20 protein-coding genes are annotated in these 16,678 nt (G+C 42.0%); 10 read left to right on the top strand and 10 right to left on the bottom strand.

Annotated elements, in window-relative coordinates; all coding sequences use genetic code 11:
• Nucleotides 1–251 precede the first annotated feature (251 nt).
• From rpsI to zapE, 3 genes are all read right to left on the bottom strand, one after another.
• A complete protein-coding gene (gene rpsI, locus HUS61_RS19580; RefSeq protein ID WP_095209788.1) occupies nt 252–644 on the bottom strand; it encodes a 30S ribosomal protein S9 in 393 nt (130 codons plus the stop codon).
• 8 nt (nt 645–652) lie between these two features.
• The gene (rplM, locus tag HUS61_RS19575; protein ID WP_062568574.1) at nt 653–1,081 is read right to left on the bottom strand and encodes a 50S ribosomal protein L13; all 429 of its coding nucleotides are present in this window, start codon (nt 1,079–1,081) and stop codon (nt 653–655) included.
• 344 nt (nt 1,082–1,425) lie between these two features.
• Nucleotides 1,426–2,514: a cell division protein ZapE gene (gene zapE, locus HUS61_RS19570; RefSeq protein ID WP_054561089.1), complete on the bottom strand. Its 1,089-nt coding sequence runs from the start codon at nt 2,512–2,514 to the stop codon at nt 1,426–1,428.
• 178 nt (nt 2,515–2,692) lie between these two features.
• On the opposite strand from zapE, the gene HUS61_RS19565 reads away from it, so the two are divergent.
• From HUS61_RS19565 to HUS61_RS19555, 3 genes are all read left to right on the top strand, one after another.
• Nucleotides 2,693–3,136: a YhcB family protein gene (locus HUS61_RS19565; RefSeq protein ID WP_055020791.1), complete on the top strand. Its 444-nt coding sequence runs from the start codon at nt 2,693–2,695 to the stop codon at nt 3,134–3,136.
• 123 nt (nt 3,137–3,259) lie between these two features.
• Nucleotides 3,260–4,612, top strand: a complete 1,353-nt coding sequence (locus HUS61_RS19560) for a Do family serine endopeptidase (RefSeq protein ID WP_054561091.1) — start codon at nt 3,260–3,262, stop codon at nt 4,610–4,612.
• 98 nt (nt 4,613–4,710) lie between these two features.
• Complete coding sequence (locus HUS61_RS19555) at nt 4,711–5,793, top strand: trypsin-like peptidase domain-containing protein (RefSeq protein ID WP_058585926.1); 1,083 nt, start codon at nt 4,711–4,713, stop codon at nt 5,791–5,793.
• 67 nt (nt 5,794–5,860) lie between these two features.
• Here HUS61_RS19555 and murA read toward each other — a convergent pair whose 3' ends face one another.
• From murA to HUS61_RS19520, 7 genes are read right to left on the bottom strand one after another with little or no spacing between them, the layout of a single operon-like run.
• Nucleotides 5,861–7,120 carry a UDP-N-acetylglucosamine 1-carboxyvinyltransferase gene (gene murA, locus HUS61_RS19550; protein ID WP_055199193.1) on the bottom strand — a complete coding sequence of 420 codons (1,260 nt, stop codon included), beginning with the start codon at nt 7,118–7,120 and terminating at the stop codon, nt 5,861–5,863.
• A 15-nt stretch (nt 7,121–7,135) separates the two neighbouring features.
• Nucleotides 7,136–7,393 (bottom strand): BolA family protein, encoded by a 258-nt coding sequence (locus tag HUS61_RS19545; protein WP_054554171.1) that lies wholly within the window; start codon nt 7,391–7,393, stop codon nt 7,136–7,138.
• A 5-nt stretch (nt 7,394–7,398) separates the two neighbouring features.
• Complete coding sequence (locus HUS61_RS19540) at nt 7,399–7,692, bottom strand: lipid asymmetry maintenance protein MlaB (RefSeq protein ID WP_175083490.1); 294 nt, start codon at nt 7,690–7,692, stop codon at nt 7,399–7,401.
• Nucleotides 7,685–8,362 (bottom strand): phospholipid-binding protein MlaC, encoded by a 678-nt coding sequence (locus tag HUS61_RS19535; RefSeq protein ID WP_175083489.1) that lies wholly within the window; start codon nt 8,360–8,362, stop codon nt 7,685–7,687. The genes HUS61_RS19540 and HUS61_RS19535 overlap by 8 nt, the downstream gene beginning before the upstream one ends.
• A gap of 2 nt (nt 8,363–8,364) precedes the next feature.
• Complete coding sequence (gene mlaD / locus HUS61_RS19530) at nt 8,365–8,913, bottom strand: outer membrane lipid asymmetry maintenance protein MlaD (protein ID WP_054561096.1); 549 nt, start codon at nt 8,911–8,913, stop codon at nt 8,365–8,367.
• A 13-nt stretch (nt 8,914–8,926) separates the two neighbouring features.
• Nucleotides 8,927–9,706 carry a lipid asymmetry maintenance ABC transporter permease subunit MlaE gene (gene mlaE / locus HUS61_RS19525; protein WP_054554167.1) on the bottom strand — a complete coding sequence of 260 codons (780 nt, stop codon included), beginning with the start codon at nt 9,704–9,706 and terminating at the stop codon, nt 8,927–8,929.
• Nucleotides 9,699–10,517 (bottom strand): ATP-binding cassette domain-containing protein, encoded by an 819-nt coding sequence (locus tag HUS61_RS19520; RefSeq protein WP_082401555.1) that lies wholly within the window; start codon nt 10,515–10,517, stop codon nt 9,699–9,701. Before HUS61_RS19520 ends, mlaE begins: the two co-directional genes overlap by 8 nt.
• 248 nt (nt 10,518–10,765) lie before the next feature.
• Between HUS61_RS19520 and HUS61_RS19515 the strand changes: the two genes are divergently transcribed.
• The 7 genes from HUS61_RS19515 to HUS61_RS19485 all read left to right on the top strand — a co-directional run bounded on the left by HUS61_RS19515 (nt 10,766) and on the right by HUS61_RS19485 (nt 16,652).
• A complete protein-coding gene (locus HUS61_RS19515) occupies nt 10,766–11,734 on the top strand; it encodes a calcium/sodium antiporter (protein WP_175083488.1) in 969 nt (322 codons plus the stop codon).
• Between the two features lie 3 nt (nt 11,735–11,737).
• A complete protein-coding gene (locus HUS61_RS19510) occupies nt 11,738–12,709 on the top strand; it encodes a KpsF/GutQ family sugar-phosphate isomerase (RefSeq protein ID WP_175083487.1) in 972 nt (323 codons plus the stop codon).
• A 3-nt stretch (nt 12,710–12,712) separates the two neighbouring features.
• Entirely contained in the window at nt 12,713–13,264 is a 552-nt protein-coding gene (gene kdsC / locus HUS61_RS19505; protein ID WP_175083486.1) for a 3-deoxy-manno-octulosonate-8-phosphatase KdsC, read from the top strand.
• A complete protein-coding gene (gene lptC, locus HUS61_RS19500) occupies nt 13,261–13,815 on the top strand; it encodes an LPS export ABC transporter periplasmic protein LptC (RefSeq protein WP_062566531.1) in 555 nt (184 codons plus the stop codon). Before kdsC ends, lptC begins: the two co-directional genes overlap by 4 nt.
• Nucleotides 13,805–14,326, top strand: a complete 522-nt coding sequence (gene lptA / locus HUS61_RS19495) for a lipopolysaccharide transport periplasmic protein LptA (RefSeq protein ID WP_062566532.1) — start codon at nt 13,805–13,807, stop codon at nt 14,324–14,326. Before lptC ends, lptA begins: the two co-directional genes overlap by 11 nt.
• Nucleotides 14,323–15,048 carry an LPS export ABC transporter ATP-binding protein gene (lptB, locus tag HUS61_RS19490; RefSeq protein WP_062566533.1) on the top strand — a complete coding sequence of 242 codons (726 nt, stop codon included), beginning with the start codon at nt 14,323–14,325 and terminating at the stop codon, nt 15,046–15,048. Before lptA ends, lptB begins: the two co-directional genes overlap by 4 nt.
• 107 nt (nt 15,049–15,155) lie before the next feature.
• Nucleotides 15,156–16,652, top strand: coding sequence for an RNA polymerase factor sigma-54 (locus tag HUS61_RS19485; protein WP_175080034.1), 1,497 nt, complete (start codon nt 15,156–15,158; stop codon nt 16,650–16,652).
• Nucleotides 16,653–16,678 lie beyond the last annotated feature (26 nt).

Here is a 16,678-nt window from a genome sequence, read left to right as displayed (position 1 = left end):
GCTATCAGCTATCAGCTATCAGCTATCAGCTATCAGCTATCAGCTATCAGCTATCAGCTATCAGCTATCAGCTATCAAAAACTTAAAAAATCGAAAAATGAATGTAAAGCTACTTCAGTTCATTGACACAAATAACTAAATCCCTATCTCGATCAGCTAAAAACTGACAGCTGACGGCTTAAAGCTGACAGCTCTAAAAAACAAAAAACCCAGCCGAAGCTGGGTTTTTGGTATTCTGATAAACGTAAATATTAACGTTTTGAGAATTGTGGACGCTTACGTGCTTTCTTAAGACCCACTTTCTTACGCTCAACTTTACGTGCATCACGTGTAACGAAACCTGCTTTACGAAGTGTAGGACGTAGAGACTCGTCAAACTCCATAAGTGCACGAGTGATACCGTGACGGATAGCACCAGCTTGACCAGTAGTACCACCACCTGAAACAGTGATGTGTAGGTCAAACTTTTCAGTCATTTCTACGTGCTCTAATGCTTGACGAACAACCATGCGAGCAGTTTCACGACCGAAGTACTCTTCTAGAGAGCGCTTGTTGATTACGATGTTACCAGTGCCTGGGCGTAAGAATACGCGAGCACTTGAACTTTTACGACGACCTGTACCGTAGTATTGATTTGCCATGATAGTGCTCCTTAAATGTCTAGAACCTGAGGCTGTTGTGCAGCATGGTTGTGCTCAGTACCTGCGTAAACTTTAAGTTTACGGTACATAGCGCGGCCTAAAGGACCACGTGGCAACATGCCTTTAACAGCTTTTTCGATGATCATTTCAGGCTTTGCAGCTTGAAGCTTGTCGAAAGTAGTAGACTTAAGACCACCTGGGAAACCAGTGTGTGCGTGGTACATTTTGTCTTTTGCTTTATTACCAGTAACAGTAACTTTCTCAGCGTTGATAACGATGATGTAATCACCAGTATCTACGTGAGGAGTGTACTCAGCTTTATGCTTACCGCGTAGGCGACGAGCGATTTCAGTAGCGATGCGACCTAAAGTTTTACCTTCAGCGTCAACTACGTACCAGTCACGTTTTACTGTTTCTGGCTTAGCAACAAACGTTTTCATTTATTAAAATCCAATGTTTTTTAATTAAAACCACAGGTAATTATTATTAATTACCGCTCTAAGTTGAATGCTTTAACCCCTTCGAGTTTAAGACTTTGAGCCATCAATTAGAGGCTAAACTAATATCTGGCAATAGAACGCAACGTGGCAGACGCGGGAGTATACCAGCACTTGAACCACATTACTATATGATGGTTGTTTTTTATTCGAGAAAATCAGCTATCAGCTAAGTGCGCGCGAAATAAATTTCACGCCTACATCAATCGTAGGCGTCACGCTTGCTTGGCGCGCCTTACATTCAACACCGTTCAGCTAAAAACTGAAAGCTGACGGCTGACAGCTCACTAAGCTAGATGCTCTTTTGCTAAATACTCTAGCGATTGCATTTCTTGTAGTCGGCTAATACAACGCTTAAATTCAAAATTTAAGTTACCTTCGCTATATAGTTCGGTTATTGGCTTTTCAGCAGAAATAATCAGCGTTACATGGCGCTCGTAAAATTCATCCACTAACGCGATAAAACGACGTGCCGCATCATCATTGGCTTGGCCTAATGATTTTACGTTAGACAAAATCACCGTGTTATAAAGTCGGCTTATTTCCATGTAATCAACTTGGCTGCGGGCTGTTTCGCATAGTTCACTAAACTCAAACATAGCAATACAGTCAGACACTTTACGGGTTTTGATCATCCGCCCTTCAATTTCAATTTCTTTATCGAGCACACCCGGCTCAGGTGACAACTTATCGAAGTATTCAAATAAATTATCATCAGCTTGCTTATCAAGCGGACTATGGAAAATTTCGGCTTGCTCAAGGGTACGTAAACGATAATCAACCCCCGAGTCTACATTTACGATTTCGGTGTTGGCTTTTACCAGCTCAATTGCTGGTAAGAAACGCGCACGTTGTAAACCATTTCGATACAGCTCATCAGGCACGATGTTTGACGTAGCAACCAGCACAATGCCACGTTCAAATAATGCTTCCATCAAACCACCTAGTAGCATTGCATCAGTGATATCTTGCACAAAAAATTCATCAAAACAGATAATATCTGTCTCTGATTTAAAGATATCTGCAACCACATTTAATGGATTACTGGTATTTTTTAACTTTTTCAGCTCATCATGCACGCGATGCATAAAACGGTGAAAGTGCACACGCATCTTACGATCAGTAGGTAAAGCTTCGTAGAAAGTATCAACTAAATAGGTCTTACCTCTACCTACTCCGCCCCAAAAATACAGCCCTTTTATACTCGGCGTGCTATCTTTAGAGAATAGTTTGGCAAACCACCCCTTCGCGGCCGGTTTGTCTGCCGTTAGGTCATCATAGAGTCTTTGCAAATGGCGCACTGCATTTTCTTGCGCTGCATCATGTACAAAGTCTTCACGTTGTAAATCTTGTTGGTATTTCTGCCAAGGAGTCATAGGTCGTTACAATAAAACACAGTTAAATTTGCACAGTATATTAACACGCATCGTATCTCAGGGTATATTAGCCCGCAGTATGATTTCACAATCAAATTAAGCATATTTTAATAATGATTGGACTATAAATGCTTTTAAAGCATTTGTTTTTGTTATTTTTTCCCAAAGGGGTAGATTTATGGGCACAATTACCTGGATAGGTATTCTAATCATCGTTGCAATTTCAGCATTCTTCATTGGTGCTTTTGTAACCAAAAAACAATTTAAGCAAGACGAACTAGAACAACAAGTCGAGCAAGCTAACAATGCGCTTGAACAATATCGTCAAGATGTAGCTGATCATCTAGCGAGCACAGGTAAGCTAGTATCTAAAATGAAAGATAACTATGACCAGCTACTGAACCATGTAGAAGAAACAAATAAACTACTACTTGCTGATAAAAAACAGCATCCAAATGAGCCGTTCTTTTCTAAAGAAACGACTGAGCAATTACAAAACTCATTACAAGACCGCAGAGGCGATCGTTCAAGTGCCGAAGCTCAGCCAGCTGACTATGTTGTAGGTGAAACGGGCTTGTTCACTGGCTCAGAGAAAGTTTCAGAACATTCTAAAGCCTCTTGATGAACTTTTTTTTGACCCCATAGTCTTTAGATATAACAGCTTTATATCTAAACCAAGAAAAGGGCTGCTTATGCAGCCCTTTTTAGTTTTTGCTTTATCTCTGAAGTGGAGTAAACCCAGACTATGAAAATGAAATTATCTGTTATCAGTGCTGCTATTTTATCTTCTAGCTTATTATTAAGTCCTGCAATTTCAATGGCAAAACTTCCTGTTGCTGTAAATGGTCAACAATTGCCAACCCTAGCACCTATGCTTGAACAGATCACACCGGGAGTGGTGAGTATTCAAGTGTCAGGCTCTAAAGAAGTTCGCCGCCGTGCGACTCCTTTTGATGACTTTTTTGGTGTTCCTCGTGGTGGTAGCCAGAAGCGTGAATTTAGTGGCCTAGGCTCAGGTGTGATCATTGATGCAGACGAAGGTTACGTGGTAACCAATAACCATGTTATCGAAGATGCCGAAAAAATGGTGGTGACCTTAGAAGATGGTCGCGAATATGAAGCAACTAAAATCGGTAGTGATAAAGAGTCAGATATTGCCTTATTGCAAATTGATGCAGAGGACTTAACAGCGCTTAAAATTGCCGATTCAGATCAGTTACGTGTAGGTGATTTTGCTGTTGCCATTGGTAATCCATTTGGTTTAAGTCACACAGTAACATCAGGTATCGTCAGTGCCCTTGGCCGTAGCGGTTTAAATATAGAAGGCTATGAAGACTTTATTCAAACCGATGCAGCTATCAACCAAGGTAACTCAGGCGGTGCGTTAGTTAATCTTAACGGTGAACTGATTGGTATCAACACCGCTATCTTAGGCGCATCTGGCGGTAACGTGGGCATTGGCTTTGCAATTCCATCTACCATGATGAAAAACCTTGTTGACCAAATTATCGAACACGGCGAAGTACGTCGCGGTTCGTTAGGTATTTCGGGACGCCCACTTGATGCAGGCCTTGCTAAAGCACAACAACTTGACGTGAAGCAAGGCGCTTACGTTATGCAAGTAATGGATGATACCGCAGCAAGTAAAGCGGGTATCAAAGCCGGTGATGTAATTATTAGCGTCGATGGCACCGAAATTAGTGGCTTCCATGAACTACGCAGTAAAATTGCCACACTTGGTGAAGGCAAAAAAGTAAAACTGGGCATTTACCGAGATGGCAAAGTTAAAACTGTAAATGTCACACTCGATGGTGCATCAGCAACTACTGCCGCTGGCGAAGAGACACACCCAGCTTTCCAAGGTGCAACATTAGAAAACACTCAGAAGAGTGATGGAAAAGGGGTTGAAGTAACCGGCGTGCAAGCACGTTCTCCTGCTGCTCGTGTTGGCCTTGAAGAAGGTGACGTGATCATGCAAGTTAATCGTCAACGCGTTGAAACAATCCGCGACATGAATAAGATCATCGAAAATACCAAAGGTAACATCGTACTAGGTGTTAAACGAGGTAGAGAGCTTATTTTCGTACTGATCCAGTAAATCTAGTTGATAAATCATGAAAAAATAACAGCGGTGCTTGCCGCTGTTATTTTTTTTGTGCCATCATTAAGGGATTGCTCACTGATAATAAGAATACTGTGCTAAAACTTTTTAAATTTATCCTTCCTCCGCTTTTCACCGGTTTAGGCATTGCCTTTTTAGTGGTGTTATTTAGCCCAAGCCTTCGTAGCACACTGTTACCAGATATGAATTTACCTGCGGCGATATCATCAGAGCACATGAGCTTTGCTGATGCAGTGCAAAAAGCAGCACCTTCGGTTGTTACTATTTTTTCAGAAAGCATTTCCAATCAACCGCGCTATAAACGCCAAAACACCGTTCAAGCTCTTGGTTCTGGTGTGATCATGACCCAAGACGGCTATATTCTTACTAACTACCATGTAATCAAAAATGCCGATCTCATTATCGTTACACTCGCTGATGGCCGTCGCTTTTATGATGTACAAGTGATTGGTTTTGATACTCAAACAGATTTAGCGCTATTAAAGATCAGCGCTGAGCATTTACCAAAAATTCCAGTGAACGATAAATTTAAGCCACGTGTTGGTGATGTTGTTTTAGCGATTGGTAACCCACTTAACTTAGGTCAAACCATTACCCAAGGTATTATCAGTGCGACGGGTAAACAAAACTTAATCGATAGCCCTTACAGCAGCCTGTTACAGATGGATGCTGCGATTAACGTGGGTAACTCAGGTGGCGCGTTAGTCAATTCACGAGGTGACTTAGTCGGTATTACCTCGGCGCAATTTAAAACTCATGAAAATCTCGATATTCAAGGTATCTTCTTTGCGGTACCTTACTCGATTGCCAAAGATGTGATGGATAAGCTAATCAAACATGGCCGTGTCGTACGTGGCTATTTAGGCTTTAGTGGCACAGGCATTGATAGCACAGGCAAAGATGTAAGCGATAGCTTTACACCTGTTGCAGGCATGCGTATTTCTCAACTTGATCCATTTGGCCCAGCTTGGAAAGCAGGCATCAGAGAAACTGACATTGTAATCAAAATTGGCGGTATTCCTGTAGCTAACCCACAACAAGTGCTTGAGAAGCTTGCGAATACAGAGCCAGGTAAAGAACTTGAATTTGAGATTTACCGCGATGGTAAGGTCTTAAAAGTGATGGTAACTGTTGCAGAACTTGAAGACGATCAGTAGTTACTGAAACAACACAGATATAAAAAAGGCCTAACTGATGTTAGGCCTTTTTTGTAAGTCTTAGCGATTAGCTTGAACGGCGCTTGATATTGGCACCCAGCGCACTCAACTTATCTTCAATGCGTTGATAACCACGATCTACGTGATAGATGCGGTCAACAATAGTCTCACCTTGAGCAACGATGCCAGTAAGAATTAGACTTGCAGAGGCACGTAAATCAGTTGCCATTACCTGTGCGCCCGATAAGCTTTCGGTATCGCCACAAATTGCTGTATTACCTTCTAATCGAATGTTTGCGCCCATACGCTGTAACTCAGGCACGTGCATAAAACGGTTTTCGAAAATCGTTTCTGTGATGGTTGCACTGCCCTTCGCTACCACATTTAAAGCTGTAAATTGCGCTTGCATATCGGTAGGGAAACCCGGGTGTGGCATAGTCTTAATGTTAACCGCTTTTAGTTCGCGGCCACGCATATCGAGGTAAATGCTGTTATCAGTGACTTCAACCAAGGCATTGGTAGCACGCAACTTTTCAATCACAGGATCAAGACTATGGTGGTCTGTATTTTTACAAAGCACTTCACCGCCAGCCATTGCCGCTGCAACCAAGAAAGTGCCTGTTTCAATGCGATCAGGAAGAATACTGTACTCACAACCTGATAGTGACTCAACCCCTTCAATTTCGATACGGCTAGTACCTGCACCGCTGATCTTCGCCCCCATCGCAATTAAGCAATTAGCAAGATCGGTAATTTCAGGTTCACGAGCTGCATTTTCAAGTACTGTTTTACCATCAGCCAGCGTTGCTGCCATCAGTAAGTTTTCTGTTGCGCCAACACTGACCATCTCCATAAAGATTTCAGCGCCTTTTAAGCGACCATCAACCTTGGCATTAATGTAACCATTTTCAACCTTGATGATAGCGCCCATGCGCTCAAGACCTTGAATATGGATATCAACTGGGCGAGCACCAATTGCACAACCACCTGGCAGTGATACTTGCGCTTCACCAAAACGGGCAACTAAAGGGCCTAATGCAAGCACTGAGGCACGCATTTGCTTTACCAGCTCGTACGGTGCAAGCGTTTTATCAACCGTCGCACCATCAATGATTAGTTTGTCTTGCTGCCACTCGACATTTGCACCCAGTGTTTTTAACAAGGCTTCTGTTGTGCCGATATCGCGTAAACGAGGAACATTACTAAAGGTACTTTTGCCCTGCCCTAAAAGCGCAGCAAAAAGAATTGGAAGAGCGGCATTTTTAGCGCCAGAAATAGTGACTTCACCTGCCAGCGAGGTGCCACCTTGAATAACAAATTGATCCATTAGGAGGCCCTGCGACTATTGAGGTAAAATAAATTTTTGTTCGCGTTTCCATTCAGTCGGTGTGAACGCTTTGATAGATACAGCGTGGATTGTACCGTCTGAGATTGTTGACATTAACGGAGCATAAACCAGCTGTTGCTTCTTCACGCGAGATAAACCATCAAAACACTCACCAACAGCAATCACTTCGTAGTGGCTACCATTTGCTTTAACAATCACTTCATCTAGTTTTAGTTCGTCGCGTAATAACGTTTCGACTTGGCTTGTTTCCATAAATCTCACTCAAATAGGTTTGTGACCTGACCCAATTGCATTAAATTTTGCAATTGTTCAGGGCTATTTTGCAGTTCAAGGTGAATACCTTGCTGCTTTAATTCTGCGAAAGAGTGAATTAACCAAGCTAAGCCCGCCGTGTCAACCCTAGATAGCCCAGAAAGGTCAAAATACCATGTTTTATGGCTAGAATCTGGCTTGGCATTCAGAAGGCGTTCACGGCTAATTGAATTTCGAGTCAGTTCGCCACTGACTCGAAACTGGTTATCTTCAAGTTGAGTAATCTCGACTTTACTCATCACCACCATCACCTCTAAATTGCACTGGCAGTTGGCTCTTCTGCTCTAGTAAGTCACTTACATAATCTAGACCATGTTGGCGTAAAATACCTTGTAATTCACTTTGTTTAGCATCAAGCAAACTAATACCCTCTGCAATCATATCGTACGCGCCCCAGTTACCACTGCGGTCTTCACGTACTTTAAAGTCGATTCTGATATCAGGTTTACCGGCTTCAACAATCTTAGTTTTAACAACCACCACATCTTGGCCTTTGAAAGGCTGTGGTGGTGCAAACTCAACGCTTTGGTTAGTGTATTGAGTAAACACACCTGCGTAAGTTGCAATTAAATACTTTTGGAAAACGTCAATAAAGCGTTGTAACTCTTTAATCGCATTCGCTTTTTCCTCTTTATCTTCGATAGCGCGCACCTTTGACACGTGATTACCTAGTACGCGCAGTGCAGCATACTTGTAGTCAATGTAAGGCATTAGCTCTTCTTCTACGATAACGCGAAGATGCTCTTTGTCTTTCGCAATAAGAGGTTGGTCTTTGGTAATACGTGCAAAAGTATTATCTGACACTGTACGAACCATTTTGTAAGGGTCTTTTAAATCAACCTTAGGTTCAGCGGCTTGTGCGTTTAGGCTAAACAGCACAGCAATACATAATAAAAACTTCTTAAACATAATTATTCACCACCCTGGTTGAATAAGAACTGACCGATTAACTCTTCTAAAACAAGCGCTGATTTTGTATCAGTAATGTAGTCACCATCTGCAAGCGCTTTGCTTTCAACACCAAATAGATCATCTAGATCTGTATCATGCTCACTTGCTGTTACATCTTCACCCATACAGCGTTGCTCAGCAGATTCAGGGGCAATAACAGGGTTAATGCCTAAGTACTGTTCACCTAAAATACCTGATGTCAAAATAGAGATTGATGTTGTGTCTGAAAACTTACATAAGTAATTTGCATCAATCGCCATATTTACCACAGGCACAAACTCTTTTGGGTGAATAAAGATTGATTCAACTCGGCCAACAACTACACCACCTACTTTAATCGGCGCACGTGCTTTTAAAGAACCAATGTTTTCAAACTTTGCGTTCAGTTGGTAAGTCTCACCACTACCACTAATGCCGGCATTCGCAACTTTAAATGCTAATAATGCAAATGCAGCGATACCAAGGGCTACAAAAAAGCCAACTAATATTTCTAATTTCCGTGAATTCATCTTTATACCCTAATTAGCTGGTAAACATTACCGCTGTTAAAATAAAGTCAAAACCTAATACTGCCAATGACGAGTGCACAACGGTTTCTGTTGTCGCTTTACTGATCCCCTCTGAAGTAGGAACACAGTCATAGCCTTTGTAAAGTGCAATCCAAGTCACAATCATGGCGAATACAAAACTCTTAATCATGCCGTTCACAATATCTTGTTGAAACGACACTTGCGCTTGCATGATTGACCAGAAGCTTCCTGAGTCAACACCAAGCCAATCAACACCCACTAAATGAGCGCCGATAATAGCAACCGCAGAAAAGATCAATGCAAGCAATGGCATACTGATAAAACCAGCCCAAAAACGCGGTGCAATAATGCGTTTAAGTGGATCAATCGCCATCATTTCTAAACTTGATAATTGCTCAGTTGCTTTCATTAAACCAATTTCAGCAGTAAGTGCACTACCCGCGCGGCCTGCAAACAATAACGCTGTTACTACAGGGCCTAACTCACGTAATAAGCTCAATGCCACTAAAGGCCCTAAGCTATCTTCGGCACCATAGCCTACTAATACGGTATAACCCTGCAGGGCGAGCACCATACCGATGAATAAGCCTGACACCATAATGATTAAAAGAGATTGCGAGCCCACCATATATAATTGGCGAACAAGTAAAGGCGTGCCTTTTTTGAAGTTCGGCACATTAACGAGTGCACCAAACAACATCTGAGTAGAACGGCCAAGCGCTGCGAAGCGCCCTAATGTTTTGTGACCTAACTTCTGGAATAGATCAAGCATTATGCACTCCTAGTAATTCATCATCATACGCAGGAGCTGGGAAATGGAATGGTACAGGGCCATCCGATAAACCATTTAAGAACTGTTGTACAAGTTCAGATTCATGGTTTTGCATTTGCTCTGGTGAGCCTTCGCCTATCACCCCTTGATCAGCAATAATGATCACGTGATCAGCAATACTCATAACCTCTGTTACATCATGGGTCACGATCAGTGATGATAAACCTAGCACCTCATTCAGTGATTTTATTAGCTTAACTAACACACCCATAGAGATAGGATCTTGGCCAGCAAATGGCTCATCGTACATGATAAGCTCTGGATCAAGAGCAATTGAACGCGCTAAAGCAGCACGGCGAGCCATACCACCAGAAAGCTCAGACGGCATTAAGTCTTGTGCACCACGTAAGCCGACAGCTTGTAATTTCATTAAAACGACAAGACGGATTAAATCTTCGCTGAGTTGAGTATGTTCACGCAAAGGAAAGGCGATATTGTCAAACACTGACATATCGGTAAATAAAGCGCCACTTTGAAACAGCATACTCATTTTGGTGCGGGCAGCATAAAGTTCCTTGCGAGTCATGCCAGGAATGCTGTTGCCTTCAAATAAAATGTCACCAGAATCAGGTTTAAGCTGACCGCCAATTAAGCGCAACATGGTGGTTTTACCAATGCCGCTTGGTCCCATGATAGCGGTAATCTTGCCTTTCGGAATGTTAAAACTCATATTTTTATATATGATTCTATCGCCCCGTGAAAAGGTTACATCCTTGATTTCTACTATTGATTGCGACAAGTCGCTCTCCATAACGTTTTTCACTAGTTTTGCCATTTTAAGGGTTTTTTAGTCAAGATGGAAAAAACAAATCGTAAAATTTTGTAATATTTTCTATCAATAAATTCTAAAGCTAGCTGCAAAGAGCTTAACGACACCTGAAATTTAGTTTCCTTGCTAAGCACGCTTTATGCTAGCCAGCCCATTCTTTTACTTATACTTTCAGGTTCGCTTTTGTTACTATTTGCAGTCATCTGTATAAGTAATGTTGGCGTATCACAATGGTGACTTCTTTTGTCATTTTAATTATTGGTTTTGCTGCACTCGTTTGGAGTGCCGATCGGTTTGTTTATGGGGCGGCTGCACTCGCGAAAAATATGGGGATCCCCACCCTAATCATTGGTTTAACCGTTGTTGCTATGGGCTCTTCAGCCCCTGAAATGATGGTATCTGCATCAGCAGCACTTGCTGATAAAACAGATACTGCGGTAGGTAATGCGGTCGGCTCTAACATTACTAATATCTTACTTGTACTTGGTGTCACAGCTTTACTACGCCCTCTTTCAGTATCTTCAATGACACTTAAACGTGAAATGCCGCTGGTACTGTTAATCTCAGTAGCCGCTTGGTATGTGTTCTCAGATAACTATTTTTCGTTCGCTGAAGGCATTGCCTTGATGATTGCTTTTGCTGTGTTTATTGGTGGTTTAGTTATTGTATCTCTGCGTGCTAAAAATCAAGATGACCCATTTGTTAGCGAAGCATGTGAAGACGTTCCGAACGATGTAAGCACTAAATCTGCCGTGTTTTGGTTAATCATCGGCATGATTTTATTACCAATTAGTTCACATTTTTTAGTTGAATCAGCCGTTGATATCGCAAAATATTTTGGTCTATCAGACCTTGTAATAGGCTTAACCATTATTGCTATTGGTACCAGCTTACCAGAGCTGGCAGCCTGTATTGCAGGGGTATTAAAAAACGAAGACGATTTAGCGCTTGGTAATATCGTTGGCTCAAACATTTTCAATTTACTCGCCGTATTACCACTTGCGGGTATTATCAACCCATCAATTATTGACCCTTCTGCGGCAAACCGCGATGCACTTATCATGATTGCAGCAACGATTGTATTGATTGCCATGTCATTGAACTTTAAAGGTGCTCGTCGTATCAATAGAGTAGAAGGTGGCTTCTTGTTAGTCGCATTTATTGCATATCAGGGCTATATTTTCAGCCAAGTAGGATAATTAATGACACAACCTAGCTTTATCGCGCAGGGTAAGCGCGTACTCGAAATTGAAGCACAAGCTTTACAAGAAATTGAGCAATATATAAATCAAGATTTCGATAACGCTTGCCAATTAATGTTCCAATGTACAGGTCGTATTATTGTGATTGGTATGGGCAAGTCTGGCCACGTTGGTAATAAAATTGCGGCGACCCTTGCAAGTACTGGCACACCGGCATTTTTTGTTCATCCTGGCGAAGCAAGCCACGGTGATTTAGGCATGATCACCCGTGATGATGTGGTGATGTGTATTTCGAACTCAGGCGAAACCAGCGAAGTACTTAGCATTATCCCTGTTATCAAGCGCATTGGCGCAAAAATGATTTCACTAACAGGCAACCCAGACTCAACCATGGCCAAACTGTCTGATGTACATGTGTGCATTAAAGTAAGCCAAGAGGCATGTCCATTAGGCCTTGCGCCAACTGCAAGTACCACAGCGACCTTGGTTATGGGTGATGCAATGGCGGTTGCGTTACTTGAAACCCGTGGTTTCACAGCCGATGATTTTGCGCTTTCGCACCCGGGTGGCAGCTTAGGTAAACGTTTATTACTTACATTAGATGATGTGATGCACGCAGGCGACGCCACGCCAATCGTGAGCGAAACCCAAAGCATTAAAGACGCACTAATCGAAATGTCAGCCAAGGGCCTTGGTATGACCGCGGTGATTGGTGAAGATGAAAAGTTAGCCGGATTATTCACTGATGGTGACTTACGCCGTATTTTAGAACAGCGCATCGATATCCATAATACGGCAATTAGCCAAGTAATGACCCGTTCATGTACAACTGCTCGCCCTGATATGCTTGCAGCTGAAGCTTTAAATATTATGGAACGTAAACGTATCAATGGTTTAATTGTGGTAGATCAAAGTAATACGCCAATTGGTGCCCTTAATATGCAAGACCTATTAAAAGCAGGAGTTCTTTAAGCAATGACATTCGCCGAGCTATACCAGCCTCTTAGCCCTGATGTGAGTCAGCGCGCACAAAAAGTAAAATTGCTAATCTGTGATATAGATGGCGTTTTTTCTGATGGCCGAATTTACTTAGGTAATGATGGCGAAGAGCTTAAAGCATTTAATACTAAAGATGGCTTTGGTATTAAAGCGCTCATTAATAGTGGCTTTGAAGTGGCAGTGATTACTGGCCGCCATTCACAAATAGTTCAGCAGCGAATGACTAGCCTAACAGTTCAGCACATTTATCAGGGACAAGAAGATAAGCTGATTGCTTATCAAGAGTTAAAAGATAAACTGGGGCTGACTGATGAACAAATTGCCTATATTGGTGATGATGGTCCAGACTTACCAGTAATGGAAAAAGTAGGGTTTGCCATTGCTGTAAACGACGCACACCCACTGATTAAAAAGCTGGCTCATTACACCACATTATTACCAGGTGGCTTTGGAGCTGTGCGTGAATTAACTGATTTACTGATGTTAGAAAACGGTAAGCCGTTAACTAGCGATGGAACCAGCGCATGAATATAGCCCGTATTTTACTGAGTATTGTTTTTGTTTGTTGCATGGTGTGGTTATGGTACCCGTACTTTAACCAATCAACAGACACAATAACTAGTGAAGACGAGATCATCGCAACACCTGATTACACCGCAGTGGCGTTAAAGCAAACAGCGTATGACGAGCAAGGCAAAATTAGTCATAAAGTGGCTGCTGCTAAAATGGAGTTGTATCAACAATTAGGGTTTACCTTTTTTGAGCAACCTATTTTTACTATTTATGGCGACCAGCAGGTTTGGCAAGTAAAAGCCAAAGAAGCCACATTGTACGAAAACGATCAGCTGATTTTTGAAGGGGATGTAGTTGCTAAAAACTTAACCCACAACGGCATGATTGAAGATATAAAAGCAGAAAACATTAATGTCGACATTGATAAAATGACCATGTTTTCTAAGCAACCTGTGACACTAACAGGACCGAATTTAAAGATTACCGGGAAAGGCTTAAAAGCCGATTTAAAAACCGAAATTGTTGAGTTAACTAACCATACACGAACCATATACTATGACCAATAAACTGAAGAAATTACTCCTGATCCCAAGCTTATTGATTGCCTTTTCGGGCGCAGCTGCCGAGCAAACTGGCGCTCAAATTAGCATTAGCTCAGATCGCCAAGTAGGTAAACTAAAAGATGGCGTTGGCATATTTGAAGGTAACGTAGAGATCGTGCATGGTAATCGTCGTATTACCGCAGAGCGCCTTGAAGCACACGGCGGTGATACCGAAGGTACAGTAGAGTTGATTATTGCCACAGGTAAGCCTGCTTACTTCGAAGAAAAGCAAGCTGATGGCACCGTAATGAGCGCTAGCGCAGAAGAAGTTCGTTATGATGTTGCAAAACGCTTCTTAACCTTAAATGGTGAAGCTGAAGTTACTCAAGCAGGTCAAAAAGTAACAGCAAAAAGCATTACCTATGATATGGCACAGCAGCTGATCAGTGCTGAAAAAGACGAAAACTCAACAGATCGTGTACACACTATTTTAGTGCCTGTTGAAAATAAAAAAGATAATAAAGGCCAACCATGAGCACATTAAAAGCAGAGCTTTTAGCTAAAAGCTACAAAGGCCGCCAAGTGGTTAAAAATGTCGGTCTTGAAGTTGAAGCTGGCAGTATTGTTGGCTTGCTTGGTCCAAATGGCGCAGGTAAAACAACGACCTTCTATATGATTGTAGGCCTAGTACCTAGCGACAAAGGTAAAATCAGTATTGATGATAACGATATCACCCTTTTACCAATGCATAGCCGTGCGCGTTTAGGTATTGGCTATCTGCCACAAGAATCGTCAATTTTTCGAAAGTTGACGGTTTACCAAAACTTGATGGCCATTTTAGAAACTCGTAAAGATCTAAATAAAACCACCCGCGAAGAAACACTCAATAGCTTACTCGATGAGTTTAGTATTCAACACATTCGTGACAGCCAAGGTATGGCGCTGTCAGGTGGTGAGCGACGCCGTGTAGAAATTGCTCGCGCATTAGCCGCTAATCCTAAATTTATCCTTTTAGATGAGCCTTTTGCTGGTGTTGATCCAATTTCAGTGTTAGATATAAAGAAAATTATTGAGCACCTAAAAAATCGTGGTATCGGTGTACTAATTACTGACCATAATGTTCGAGAAACCCTTGATGTTTGTGAAAAAGCCTACATTGTTTCTCATGGGGAGCTAATTGCATCAGGCACACCTGAGCACGTATTAGCAGACCAAACTGTACGCGATGTATATCTAGGCGAGCAATTCAGGCTGTAACCATTACGCCAGCGACTAGAGCATCTGCTAGACTTATAACAATGACAATAAATCGATAACTGTGTTTATACAGTTATCGATAACTTAAAAAGGATTGTTAGGGATACATGAGGCAATCATTACAGCTGCGCATGGGCCAGCAACTTACAATGACTCCACAACTGCAACAAGCGATTCGTTTGTTGCAGCTCAGTACATTGGATCTCCAGCAAGAAATTCAAGAAGCGCTTGATAGTAATCCCCTGCTTGAAGTGGAAGAAGCGGATTACAATGAAGAAAGCACCGGCAAGAATGAGCAAAAAGCGGAGCCTGACGATGTGCAAGTCAGCGCGTCTGCCGAAGAAGCACCTAGCGAGTACGAGCAAGAAAGTAGTGATGCTCTCAATAAAGACACCGTAAGCGATGACTTAGCAATGGACGTCACGTGGGATGAGTACATGAGTGCCGCCCCTTCAACATCGTCAGGGCCAATGCCTGAAGATGAATCTATCTACCAGGGAGCATCAACCGAAACCCTTCATGAATACCTAATGTGGCAATTACAGCTCACGCCATTTAGCCCTACTGATGAAGCGATTGCTGTGGCAATTGTAGAAGCTATCGATGACTCAGGTATTTTAACGGTAAGCTGTGAAGATATAGTCGAAAGCTTTAATCAAAATAACGATGAAGAAGAAATCGAACTTGATGAAGTCGAAGCGGTCTTAAAAAGAATTCAGTTATTTGATCCTGTGGGTATTGGTGCGCGCAGTTTACAAGAATGTCTGTGCATTCAGTTACGCCAATTCGATGCTAATACGCCATATTTAGCTGAAACTAAAATGGTTTTATCTGAGCATATCGAATTATTAGCGAGTCGCGACTATCGAACTTTGATGAAAAAGACTAAGCTTAAAGAAAACGAGCTTAAAGAAGTGATGACACTAATCCACAGCTTAAATCCTAAGCCTGCGGATAGCATAGTGCGCGAAGAGTCTGAGTACGTTATACCTGATGTATCAGTAAAAAAAGTAAAAGGTCGCTGGGTAGTCGAGTTAAACCCAGACTGTATGCCAAAGATTAGAGTGAACAGCCAATATGCGGCGATGTCTCGCTCTGTAAAATCAAGTAGCGACAGCCAATTTATTCGCTCTCACTTACAAGAAGCTAAGTGGTTTATTAAAAGCTTAGAAAGCCGTAACGATACGCTATTAAAAGTGACCAACTGTATCGTTCAACAACAACAAGCTTTCTTTGAGCATGGCCCTGAAGCAATGAAGCCGATGGTGCTAAATGATGTTGCTGAAATGGTCGAAATGCATGAATCGACGATTTCACGGGTAACAACGCAAAAATATATGCATACCCCACGGGGTATTTTTGAGTTGAAATATTTCTTCTCAAGCCATGTCAGCACCGAAAATGGTGGTGAGTGTTCTTCTACAGCAATACGCGCTTTAATCAAGAAGTTAGTCGCTGCAGAAAACTCAGCTAAACCATTGAGTGATAGCAAAATTGCAGATATATTGGCTGAGCAAGGAATTAAAGTAGCTAGACGTACAATTGCAAAATATCGTGAGTCTCTAGCAATACCTCCGTCTAATCAGCGTAAGAGTCTGATTTAGACGTTTTACATAGAAGGAAAAATGCT

Origin of the sequence: Pseudoalteromonas sp. 0802 (assembly GCF_013350085.1) — a bacterium.
Lineage (GTDB): Bacteria > Pseudomonadota > Gammaproteobacteria > Enterobacterales > Alteromonadaceae > Pseudoalteromonas.
Note: the sequence above shows the minus strand (reverse complement) of the source record. Positions and strands in the feature narration are given on the sequence as shown.

Excerpts from the sequence above, each read along its gene's own strand:
- HUS61_RS19540 (WP_175083490.1), bottom strand. The coding sequence starts at position 7,692 with ATGAGTAAAGTCGAGATTACTCAACTTGAAGATAACCAGTTTCGAGTC.
- kdsC (WP_175083486.1), top strand. The coding sequence starts at position 12,713 with ATGACATTCGCCGAGCTATACCAGCCTCTTAGCCCTGATGTGAGTCAG.
- HUS61_RS19515 (WP_175083488.1), top strand. The coding sequence starts at position 10,766 with ATGGTGACTTCTTTTGTCATTTTAATTATTGGTTTTGCTGCACTCGTT.
- mlaE (WP_054554167.1), bottom strand. The coding sequence starts at position 9,706 with ATGCTTGATCTATTCCAGAAGTTAGGTCACAAAACATTAGGGCGCTTC.
- murA (WP_055199193.1), bottom strand. The coding sequence starts at position 7,120 with ATGGATCAATTTGTTATTCAAGGTGGCACCTCGCTGGCAGGTGAAGTC.
- lptC (WP_062566531.1), top strand. The coding sequence starts at position 13,261 with ATGAATATAGCCCGTATTTTACTGAGTATTGTTTTTGTTTGTTGCATG.
- HUS61_RS19560 (WP_054561091.1), top strand. The coding sequence starts at position 3,260 with ATGAAAATGAAATTATCTGTTATCAGTGCTGCTATTTTATCTTCTAGC.
- zapE (WP_054561089.1), bottom strand. The coding sequence starts at position 2,514 with ATGACTCCTTGGCAGAAATACCAACAAGATTTACAACGTGAAGACTTT.
- rplM (WP_062568574.1), bottom strand. The coding sequence starts at position 1,081 with ATGAAAACGTTTGTTGCTAAGCCAGAAACAGTAAAACGTGACTGGTAC.
- HUS61_RS19565 (WP_055020791.1), top strand. The coding sequence starts at position 2,693 with ATGGGCACAATTACCTGGATAGGTATTCTAATCATCGTTGCAATTTCA.
- mlaD (WP_054561096.1), bottom strand. The coding sequence starts at position 8,913 with ATGAATTCACGGAAATTAGAAATATTAGTTGGCTTTTTTGTAGCCCTT.
- HUS61_RS19520 (WP_082401555.1), bottom strand. The coding sequence starts at position 10,517 with ATGGAGAGCGACTTGTCGCAATCAATAGTAGAAATCAAGGATGTAACC.
- HUS61_RS19485 (WP_175080034.1), top strand. The coding sequence starts at position 15,156 with ATGAGGCAATCATTACAGCTGCGCATGGGCCAGCAACTTACAATGACT.
- lptB (WP_062566533.1), top strand. The coding sequence starts at position 14,323 with ATGAGCACATTAAAAGCAGAGCTTTTAGCTAAAAGCTACAAAGGCCGC.
- lptA (WP_062566532.1), top strand. The coding sequence starts at position 13,805 with ATGACCAATAAACTGAAGAAATTACTCCTGATCCCAAGCTTATTGATT.
- HUS61_RS19510 (WP_175083487.1), top strand. The coding sequence starts at position 11,738 with ATGACACAACCTAGCTTTATCGCGCAGGGTAAGCGCGTACTCGAAATT.
- HUS61_RS19545 (WP_054554171.1), bottom strand. The coding sequence starts at position 7,393 with ATGGAAACAAGCCAAGTCGAAACGTTATTACGCGACGAACTAAAACTA.
- HUS61_RS19535 (WP_175083489.1), bottom strand. The coding sequence starts at position 8,362 with ATGTTTAAGAAGTTTTTATTATGTATTGCTGTGCTGTTTAGCCTAAAC.